Below are 9,936 nucleotides of genomic sequence, written 5' to 3'. Positions count from 1 at the left end.
CTGCTCCTACAGCATTAGCGGCTCGTTCCGGGTGGTCAGTTTGCCGCGGAATCAGGTGGTCAATTTACCGCGGAATCGGTGGTCAGTTTACCACGGAATCAGGTGGTCAATATCAGCGAATTCTCCAGTTATGCTTATAAAAATAAAAATTTAATGGATACAGAAGTAGAAGGCTTGCTGACTCGCTTAACGGAAAATACCATCCTGCCTGAACGCATGTCTAATGAAGCGTACATTACCCATTTGAATATAGCTCAAAATAATATTTTTATCGCTTCATAAATAGAAAAAGTTAAACAACCTCATTACACCTACTTTTGAACGATTTAGGTCAAATAGGAATACCAAAGTGTTTAAAAAAATCCTCCTTTGTTTGTAAGGTTTTTGATAAAATAACCATATGCCTCAAAAAACAGAAAGCAAGCATTTGTAATTCGTATAAGTCTTTTATTTCAAATGATATCTTGTGCCGATTATGTAAATATCGGTTACGGATATGATAAAGGAGTTGTATCTGCCTTTTTTCATTCGTTAAGTCTTGATTCTCGAACAATTTCGGCAAAATATTTCGCACCATATAAGTTTGGGGTTTAGCACCCGATTTCTCATCATAATTTAAAAACAGTTCAAAAAAAGAGACTAAGTCTACACATCTAGCGTGTAAGTCACGAATAGAAAATGCGTCAGCTAATTGATCAATTCCTCTGCCGATTAATTGGTTAAAGGGTGTCATTCGAAAATTTGTTAAAAACCCGTCAAATAAATGCAAACCTATACGGTTAAGACGTTGCATATGTGCGTTAGTTAATTCTACAGGCCCGCCTAAACGCATATTAAGAGAATGAATGCGTATACCACCATCTTCGGTACGACTAAGAATTGTAGTGCTGTCATGCGGCAGTGCTTTGAATTCTAGGTTAAATAGATATATTTCTTTTGAAATTGCCTCCTTGAATAAAAAACATTTTAGCGCGTTTATAGCTTGTTGAGCTCGAGTTCGCGCGACGTATTCAGCCATGGACTCAACCGCTTTTACTTCAACACCTACCGCAATAAAATCGGTAGCGTCTCGGAAAAGACTTTTATAAGTTGCCCAATCATGGCGCTTGCCGTCTTTAAGCTTTTCATACTCTTTTCGTAAGTGCTCATCGGAGAAATGAAATATACTTACTCCGGCAAATTTTATCGAGGATTCGATACCAAGTGGGCTGACTTTGAAGTAAAAGGTATGACGTTTAGTTGCATGTTCTATATGACGCTCTAAAAAAGTAGTCAGATTGAATGCTACACGTTGTTGTAGCATTGCTTCTGTCAACCAATCAAATATCGCTTCTTCTACAAACTTGTTATCGGCTATCAAAAAACGGTCATTTTGTTCTAAAAAGAAAGAGGCTGCATTTTTAAGTAATGGGTAATTCTCTTCTTTCAGTTCGATAACTTTACCATCCTTGGTACGACTGACCGCAGTAATATTATCCCAACCATCTACCCTATACTCTGTCAAACCCGATTTTTCATCAAGGTATGGCGTTAGATCAAACGCTTTACCAACTCCAGGCAAAGGCTGAGACATATTTTGACGGTTTTCAATTGGTATAACTTTTACTGGCCGTGTCTCTATCAATTGAAGTAGCTGATAGCCGGTAACGTTAAGATCATAAATCGAGGGTAAACTCATAATAGAATCAAAGTATGTTTATAGGTAATAGCGTTCACAATCATTAACCGCTGATTATTATTGTACTCTTTAAAAAACGAAGCGGAAATGAAACATCCTCGATCTTACTTTAGGAACTACATCCAACATTACAAGGCAAAGAGGGTAATAACTATTGACTCATAATAGAGAGCAATTTACCAGTTTTGCCTTATAAAGTATGATGTGTGAACGCTATATATCTCTCATTCCCAAATGACAATAAAATACACTTTATATTAAGGGGGGGGATAAAACCATGTTTTTCAAGTGAAGTGTAGTTGTAGTTTCAACTTCATATTAAAGCGTTATATATGTGTTCGTTTGCACATTCTTCCTTTTAAAGGTTGAAGGTAGAGGTGGATTTTTCTCTTTCTTAATTCCGAAAAATCAATTTCAAAACATAAAACTATAGTTTATATCAAGGGGGGCAAAATAACCCATTTTTAATAAAAGTGTAGTTGAGAAATATTCAGTCCAAAATTTGTTCAGTAAAGCAACGGAAGCCTGAAGTTAGCTACTTCTCACTTATAATTAGACATACTTTCGAAAAGCAGCTACAGTCTGATAGATGCCATATGCAATTAGGATTTTCCCAATTATATAAGTAACGCCTCCTGCACCACCACCTTGAACGACACCATTTTTAGTCAACTCATTAAAACCTGTTGGCAACCAAAAATAATTGATAAATCCAGCCCAAAATTTACTATCAGTATAAAGAAAACTCCAATTATCTTCCCAAAAGAATCCAAAGCCAAATATCGATAAAGTGAAAATTGAATAACAAAAAAGCGCACATGTAATTGTAAATCCCGCGCCCCAAAGCCAGTTTGATCCGTAATTATTAGAGATCTGGTTCAACTTTAGCATAGACCAATCAGTAAATTTCCATATCGAAAGGTTGTCTGCATGTAATTTCATTTCTATTTTATTGTAAGATAGGGCAGAGATAATATTATTGATTTTGCGAGCTTCATGTTTTAGCAACCTAGCAGTATCGCGGTCAACTATAGCTGAACGAAACGAATTGTCGTCCTGTATATTTCCTGAGACTATGGTTCCGTCAAATGTAATCTTACTTACGTATACGTTTTTAACATCGACTAATCCTCTAACAATTACGTTGGAGAACTTGATTTCTCCGGCTGGAGATCCAGGATTATTGAGATTGAAGACTCTAACTATGCTTTTTGCTGATATAATCGCACCCTGAAAATTCATCTTTCCATTAAAAACTTTTGAATCTTCATTTAAAAGGCTTCCAATCCAAAGATCTGCATTGATTTGACTCCCAGTAAAGGATACATTTGCATTAGTAAAATCGACATCAGTTAATCGGATGTCAGCATTAAGCGTAGAACCATAGAAACTAAAATTACCTTTAGCACAAACATTGTCAAAATATATCGGCTTGTCGATAATAGAGTGAGTTAAATAGACATGATTAGTAAAGTTCAGATTAGTAAAAAAAATATTGTCTTTAAAAACTGCGCCCTGGCCGCTAACTTTACCATTAATATTTAAATTGCGTATCTGCACGTTTCCTTGAAATTCCGTATATGCAATATTAAAATTTTGTAGCTCAGTACGTGAAGTATTATCTTCAAATACGCCTAAATTTAAATTTGCTATTGTTGCCTCACTTACATCTAGGTTTCCATTAAGTTTAATTCCGATTAAATTTAGCTGACCTGTAATCTTACAACGATAGAGGTTAAGTTCAGAGTTTATAGTTGTATTATTAATGTGGAAATCCCCATCAACATTAAGTTCGGAGTACTGATTGTCGATAACTGCAAAGAAGCAGTTCATTATCATTACAGACGAGGATGAAATAAAGCCAAAGGTAGATTTACCTTCTGCTATCACCTTCGTCATCGATAACCCATTCTCAAATGTCGAAAGCCTAAAGTTAAATCCATGCTTGAATATCGAATTTTGGAAATTAGTATGCATACTGAAATGGCAATTCCAAAATGATATGGGCTTATCAAACTGAATATCTGAACAGTCAAATATAGGTGATAGTTCTTTTAGCATATCAGGTTTAGGCCCCCTAAATTTCCTTTCCAATAAAATTATACCAGGAATGGGATTTTCAGAAACAATTGCATATAAGTCAATATCAATCGTAAATCTAACAGATAGAAATTTAAACTCCTGGGATTGTTCTTTGAGAATTTCTAATAAGTCATTTTCACTACTAACAACTTTGAAAAAATCGTTATTAGGATTCATCAAATCCATTCTTTACATGTTTTTTTGAATATCGCGCACCACAATAATAATATATAGTGCTTTTTGCTTTTATAAAAGTAAGGATTGGGAATTCATTAATGAACAAATAATTAACGGATTACTCAACAAAGTTACGCTTATCGCTGCTTTAGTGTACAAAGCTTCCGGCATTAACGTAACAACTTTTGGTACTATCAATAAGAAACCGAATACAAGTATCAATTCTAACCAATCCAAAATTTAGCTCATCCAGTTAATAGAGTTTTTCGATACATTTTTGGATAAGAATCCAAGATTTTATCAACTGCTATTAGGTAAGAAATTGCAGTATTCTAGAATTATCAAAATGGAAATCCTCATATGTCAATCCAGGTGTTAATCAACTGCTATAAATTATAAAATTCAGAAATTCTTGCAGCAAGTAATGAAGGAGTCGGTATATAATTATACAACAAAGTTAGGGCTTATCCTTAACACTTAAGCAGTTAGCTAATATTATGTTGATGCAACATTTTTTGATAATGGGTGTATGTGAAATACTTTAAATAATAAAATGTTGCCTACATACCTTAACTTATAAATAGCATAAGATGGAAATTTCAACAACCTGCTTTAAAAGTTAACCCTTCTACCACTAGGGTACAGCAATTCAAAAATTATTCACACCTATAAAAGGAAAAACTAAGAATAGTTGAATTGCTAAATATGTGATCTAGGAGGGTTAGCTTGGTAATCAAAGTTTCCTATAAGGTGATGCGAACCATATTTACCCTTCAATATTAAGTTTAGCCCACCTATTTTGTAACCTTCATATATACCTGCGAGCCGGGTCTTAATGTCGTCAACCACCTTGTTCTCATTTTCATTCAGATGTGTAGATATCCTGTAAAGAATTTCACAACGTACCTGCAATGTTACCGCCGTAGCCATCGATTTTTGAAGTTCGCGCAAACAGACACTATCATAATCTAAATGATACATATCGTCTATTACTTCGTCTGTATACCCTGCTTCTAACATAAAATCATAACTTGTACTATGATCAAATTGATAATGGTACATTCCAAGTCTATCTACAACATTCTCAAATAATTCCATTAGTTCTTCTGCGCTGAGATTGGCATACTTGTTCATCAACCCAGCTACCTCTTCCAATGACGCTACGTTTTTGTAGCATTTTACAAAAGTCCTCGTATCCTTTTTTCTATTGTGATACAATATGTATGCGTAAGCGTACTCTTGTTTTCCATAGCCAAAATTTGTGCGCCAGTGAATAATGAAATCACCAGCTGGATAGTTCTGTTTCTGCCACCCACCTAAATTTATGTCATCGTAAGCAACGCCTATTTTATTCTTCTCTTGCTGATATTCATGAGCTGAATTAGCTTCAATCTGTCGTATTTTGAAATGTTTCTCTGTAACTTGCTGAATTAATTTATAAGTTGACATAGGTTTGAAATTATATTGCAAGATACATTGCCACTGATAAAAAGACAAAGGAGATATTATTAATCATTCACGCAAAGTTAGGGCCTCGGCTGCTGAAGCGAACGAAAGACTACGGCATAAACACATTTCTTCCCGCGACCCTTCATTTATTCCGTTTCCTTTCTTTCTTGATTGCCGAGAACCTGGGTGTTGGCGTTATAATTAATCACTATGAATACATCATAAACTAAACTTGCTTTACAAGGTAAAGCGGTTTAACTTAGCATTACAGTTCGTTAATGGAGTGCCGGTACACTGGACGGTACACAGGTTATTACAAAGGCTTGCAAAGTGTTGATAAACAGCGAGAGCCAAGGCAACAATTCTGTCCTGCTCCCGCTACCTCAGAAAGCCTTTAGTGAAAACTAAGGGCTTTTTTTATGGGGTTTGTGCTTGGAACAAGACATAGTCGCTTATTATTTGTCGAAGTTAATCGAATACAAGAAAAATGTCCAAATTGCTCTTCCAGAACTGATTATAAATAATGTTAGAGAACGTAGCCTTTATATTGAGGATTTACGCAAAGATTTCGCAGAAGCAGATCAATCGTCCAAAAACGTATCAGCTACGGCTGCCTATAAACTTCTTTAAAAACTATTTATCTGCGCATCCATCCAAGTAGCTCTGCGGGTTAGCCAGTTTTTTACTTCTGCCACCTCTTTTTCGTACGAGCCTAGCGCAACTGGCTTGGGCCAGGCCACGTTCATGATTGGCCAGCGCTCAAAATTTTTCTTCTGCGATAAATTGATGTAATTAGCCGTGCTATCAATAAAAGGGGTAAATGATACCATGCCTGCTCGTTTAACTTCGCTCCACCGCTTTTTAACCGTTGAACGGAAGTTAGGATCTTCAAACAACCGTTTAAACCAAATACCGTCTTTAACCCACCAGCCCACAGGATTTTGCAATTCAGGATCAGTTATGTTACCAATAGAAACATCAAAATCCCATATAGGCCCCATGCCCAATTTTCCGCCCCTGTTTTTGTAATAAAATATACTGCTAAATCCCTTTGAGTCCATATTTTTTAGCAACTCCTGCACTAAAAACCAGTTGATAAATGAGTTTACATCAATGTATTTTGCATACCCAGTTTCAGGGTCGGTAAAATTATCGGCAAACAACGCATTTTCGGCATCCTGCACATAGTTTTTTATGTAATTAAGCTGCACTTCAGTTATATCATCAGGCGATTTTATAGCAAATGGACCAACTCTTTTAGTGGAAAACCAAAAGTCTTCATCCATCCTTTGATCCAGCTCTAATAAATACCCTCCGGTAATTTCTTCGGCTGATACATTGCCGGGTTTTAATTCAGGAATATTCACCCTGTTCTCATGCACTTCTACTTGATTGGTCAATAAATAATTGCCTGCGTACTCGCCATTCAAAACAAGTTCTACGTGCCTGCCCTCGGGGGTAAAATCGGCACCAAGTTTTCGGCCTGTTTCAAAGGCTATATTAGTACGTAAGAGTGTTTTATCGGCATGGTTAGCCAGCAAAACCCAGTTACGGGCCTCAGGCATACCCAGCATAGGTGCCTTGGTAATAAATTTAAGACGGTATGGCTTTTTAGGTAAGTCCCAAGTAGAGTTACCTCTCCCCCTTACTTCTAATGGAATAGTTGTTTTTTCCTGATTAAATTGCGTATTAGGATCAACTACCAGCCGTCCTGTTACATAATCTTTTTTGGACACCACCGGTGCATCTGTGTGCAGATAAAGGATGGGGATGCCTGTGAAACTTTTTACAATAACAGCATACTTTTGGGTTATCCCCTTTGGTGTGGTAACGGAGTAGGTAACTTTTTTTGAAAAGTCGGTAACCGTTTTACCACTCACAATTATGGTATCGTTAACTCGTACTATTGTACCCGGATACCTGGTTGCAAACGTAAGTACCAGTTTCTTATCTATTTTTAAATACGGTATTAGTACTGATATTACACCCTTATTTATAGTAAATTTAACATCAGCGGGTATTTTTCCAGGATTGTTTTTAGCTTCAACAACAACAGATGTTATTGCCGGTGTATCAGTAATACTATCATCGTGGGATACAATGGGTTTATCCTTTTTACAACTGAACAAACACAACAATACGAGCAGGAAGCAAATTTTATTAATCATAGGTTAAGGTTTAAGCAAATATAAATAAAATTTTATGTCATCATGTATTATAAGGCTTCGTTGGTTTAAAAGTTATTCATAAACCTATCAACTTCAACGAATTAAAGTTTGCTTAATGATTTTTTTTAATGAATAAAAACGTAGGTACACAAACGCAACTGTGTATTTTATGCAATATCGCTTTTACCACCTATATTGCATACGTATTAATTGCATTAACCAGTAACAACTCAGTAATGGTTATTTGTTAACACCTTAACCTAATAATATTATCATAGTATGAAATGGATAAATACTGTTACCATTATCACGGGTGCCTCCTCAGGCATTGGCAAAGCAACCCTTGAGCTTTTAAGAAACGAAGGCGGCCTGGTTTATAATCTTGATAATGTAGCGCCGCTTAAAACTGACTCTTATTTTATTAGTTGTGATGTAGCCGACCGATTACAAATAGAAAAAGCCATCACACAAATTTATGAGACAGAAAAAAGAATAGACTTTCTATTTTCAAATGCAGGACGCCACCTTTTTGCAACCATTGAAGATACCAGCTATGATCAATTTGAAGAACTCATTAATATTAATATTAAAGGAAGTTTTTACCTGTTAAAAACGGTTATACCTATTATGAAGGAACAACAGAAAGGCAGTATAGTACTTATGGGGTCCGACCAATCATTTGTTGGCAAAGCGAGTAGCAGTGTTTATGGATTAACCAAGGGTGCAATAGGCCAACTTACCAAAAGCACAGCAATAGACTATGCCGCATTTAACATTAGGGTAAACTGCATTTGCCCGGGAACAATTAATACCCCATTACTTGATAATGCCGTAAAACAATTTGTTAAAAAAACCAACCAAGAGCCCTCATCTGTATATGCATCATTAGATAGTGTTCAACCACTGGGACGTGTAGGCCGGCCGGAAGAAATTGCCAATACCGTTCGTTTCCTTTTCTCAGATGATAGCTCATTTATCACCGGGGCATTAATTGCAGCGGATGGTGGGTACACTTGCCAGTAAACAAGTTTAAAACCGCTCTCACAGATGCAATGAGCATGAATCAATTTTTGATTCTGACAACCTGCATATCCGGGAATTGCGCTGCAAAAACACTAAAGACCATCGATATATAAGTAGCGGAAGCCCAGTATGCTTCCGCTACTTTAAAAACTCCGATTTCGTTTCGTAAACGCCGGCTACTTTTTTAGCGATGCCATGTCAATCACAAACCTGTATTTAACATCGCTCGTTAGTAAACGCTCGTAAGCCTGGTTTATATTTTGGATGTCAATCATTTCTATATCAGCGGTAATACTGTGTTCACCGCAAAAATCAAGCATTTCCTGGGTCTCGGCAATGCCGCCGATCATTGAACCGGCAAAACTCTTCCGTCCAGGGATAAGGCTAAACGCGGCCACTGGCAATGGTTGTTCGGGCGCGCCTACTAAAGCCAGCGATCCATCAACACGTAATAAACTGAGGTAGGCATTAATATCATGCTCCGCCGATACGGCATCTAAAATAAAATGCAGCTTGCCGCGATAAGCTGCCATCTGCGCGGGGTCTTTAGATAATACAACTTCATCCGCACCAAGGCGCTTCGCCTCTGCAAATTTTGAGTCAGACGTGGTAAACGCTACTACATGTGCCCCCATCGCTTTTGCAAGCTTTATGCCCATATGCCCTAAACCGCCTATGCCCACTATGCCTACTTGCTTACCGGGGCCAACATTCCAGTGGCGAAGGGGTGAATACGTTGTAATTCCTGCACACAGTAAGGGCGCCGTGGCAGCCGGGTCGAGATTTTCGGGTATGCGCAGTACATAATTTTCGTCAACCACAATGCTTTCAGCATATCCCCCAAATGTGTGTGCAGCTAAAAACTTATCCGGCGAGTTGTATGTGCCTGTCATACCTGTTTCGCAATATTGCTCCAACCCTTCTTCGCAATACTGACAGCTCCTGCATGAGTCAACCATGCATCCAACGCCCACCAAATCCCCAGTTTTAAATTTGTTTACGTGGTTACCAACTTTAGTAACCCGCCCAATAATTTCATGACCCGGCACACAAGGGTACATGGTTGCGTGCCACTCGTTACGTGCAGTATGTAAATCTGAATGGCAAACACCACAATACAGTATTTCAATTTCCACATCGTGAGGTGTCGGCGTTCTTCGCCTGATGTTTAATAACGCTAATTCTGCATCTGCCGCTTCTGTGCCAAACGCTTTGATGTCTTTAGCCGGAGCAATGGCTGCACCGTCTGCTGTATTTTTTATTTCCATTTTACGATTTTAAGTGTATTCCAAGTCCTCTCCGCAAAAACCATACTGTTTATGGTTGTGATATGTAAATATTACATTTATGAGTTTCGTT

At 37.4% G+C, this 9,936-nt stretch carries 7 protein-coding genes; 2 read left to right on the top strand and 5 right to left on the bottom strand.

Annotated elements, in window-relative coordinates; all coding sequences use genetic code 11:
• The first annotated feature begins 153 nt into the window (after positions 1-153).
• Complete coding sequence (locus DJ568_RS17570; protein WP_262510689.1) at positions 154-282, top strand: hypothetical protein; 129 nt, start codon at positions 154-156, stop codon at positions 280-282.
• A gap of 49 nt (positions 283-331) precedes the next feature.
• Here DJ568_RS17570 and DJ568_RS16750 read toward each other — a convergent pair whose 3' ends face one another.
• From DJ568_RS16750 to DJ568_RS16730, 4 genes are all read right to left on the bottom strand, one after another.
• Positions 332-1,678: a hypothetical protein gene (locus DJ568_RS16750; protein ID WP_114006459.1), complete on the bottom strand. Its 1,347-nt coding sequence runs from the start codon at positions 1,676-1,678 to the stop codon at positions 332-334.
• A gap of 552 nt (positions 1,679-2,230) precedes the next feature.
• Positions 2,231-3,946: a hypothetical protein gene (locus DJ568_RS16745; RefSeq protein ID WP_114006458.1), complete on the bottom strand. Its 1,716-nt coding sequence runs from the start codon at positions 3,944-3,946 to the stop codon at positions 2,231-2,233.
• A 690-nt stretch (positions 3,947-4,636) separates the two neighbouring features.
• The gene (locus DJ568_RS16740) at positions 4,637-5,386 is read right to left on the bottom strand and encodes a hypothetical protein (RefSeq protein ID WP_114006457.1); all 750 of its coding nucleotides are present in this window, start codon (positions 5,384-5,386) and stop codon (positions 4,637-4,639) included.
• A 626-nt stretch (positions 5,387-6,012) separates the two neighbouring features.
• The gene (locus tag DJ568_RS16730; protein WP_114006455.1) at positions 6,013-7,554 is read right to left on the bottom strand and encodes a CotH kinase family protein; all 1,542 of its coding nucleotides are present in this window, start codon (positions 7,552-7,554) and stop codon (positions 6,013-6,015) included.
• 279 nt (positions 7,555-7,833) lie between these two features.
• On the opposite strand from DJ568_RS16730, the gene DJ568_RS16725 reads away from it, so the two are divergent.
• Positions 7,834-8,577: an SDR family NAD(P)-dependent oxidoreductase gene (locus tag DJ568_RS16725; protein ID WP_114006454.1), complete on the top strand. Its 744-nt coding sequence runs from the start codon at positions 7,834-7,836 to the stop codon at positions 8,575-8,577.
• 176 nt (positions 8,578-8,753) lie between these two features.
• Here the strand turns inward: DJ568_RS16725 and DJ568_RS16720 are convergent, their stop codons facing one another.
• Positions 8,754-9,845 carry an NAD(P)-dependent alcohol dehydrogenase gene (locus DJ568_RS16720; RefSeq protein ID WP_114006453.1) on the bottom strand — a complete coding sequence of 364 codons (1,092 nt, stop codon included), beginning with the start codon at positions 9,843-9,845 and terminating at the stop codon, positions 8,754-8,756.
• Between the last annotated feature and the right edge of the window lie 91 nt (positions 9,846-9,936).

The sequence above is a fragment of the Mucilaginibacter hurinus genome (genome assembly GCF_003324525.1).
GTDB classification, from domain to species: Bacteria; Bacteroidota; Bacteroidia; order Sphingobacteriales; family Sphingobacteriaceae; genus Mucilaginibacter; species Mucilaginibacter hurinus.
The sequence above is the reverse complement of the archived record's forward strand: the minus strand, read 5'-3'. Positions and strand labels throughout refer to the sequence as shown.

Coding starts and splice junctions, on each gene's coding strand:
- DJ568_RS17570 (WP_262510689.1), top strand. CDS start 154: ATGGATACAGAAGTAGAAGGCTTGCTGACTCGCTTAACGGAAAATACC.
- DJ568_RS16750 (WP_114006459.1), bottom strand. CDS start 1,678: ATGAGTTTACCCTCGATTTATGATCTTAACGTTACCGGCTATCAGCTA.
- DJ568_RS16745 (WP_114006458.1), bottom strand. CDS start 3,946: ATGGATTTGATGAATCCTAATAACGATTTTTTCAAAGTTGTTAGTAGT.
- DJ568_RS16740 (WP_114006457.1), bottom strand. CDS start 5,386: ATGTCAACTTATAAATTAATTCAGCAAGTTACAGAGAAACATTTCAAA.
- DJ568_RS16730 (WP_114006455.1), bottom strand. CDS start 7,554: ATGATTAATAAAATTTGCTTCCTGCTCGTATTGTTGTGTTTGTTCAGT.
- DJ568_RS16725 (WP_114006454.1), top strand. CDS start 7,834: ATGAAATGGATAAATACTGTTACCATTATCACGGGTGCCTCCTCAGGC.
- DJ568_RS16720 (WP_114006453.1), bottom strand. CDS start 9,845: ATGGAAATAAAAAATACAGCAGACGGTGCAGCCATTGCTCCGGCTAAA.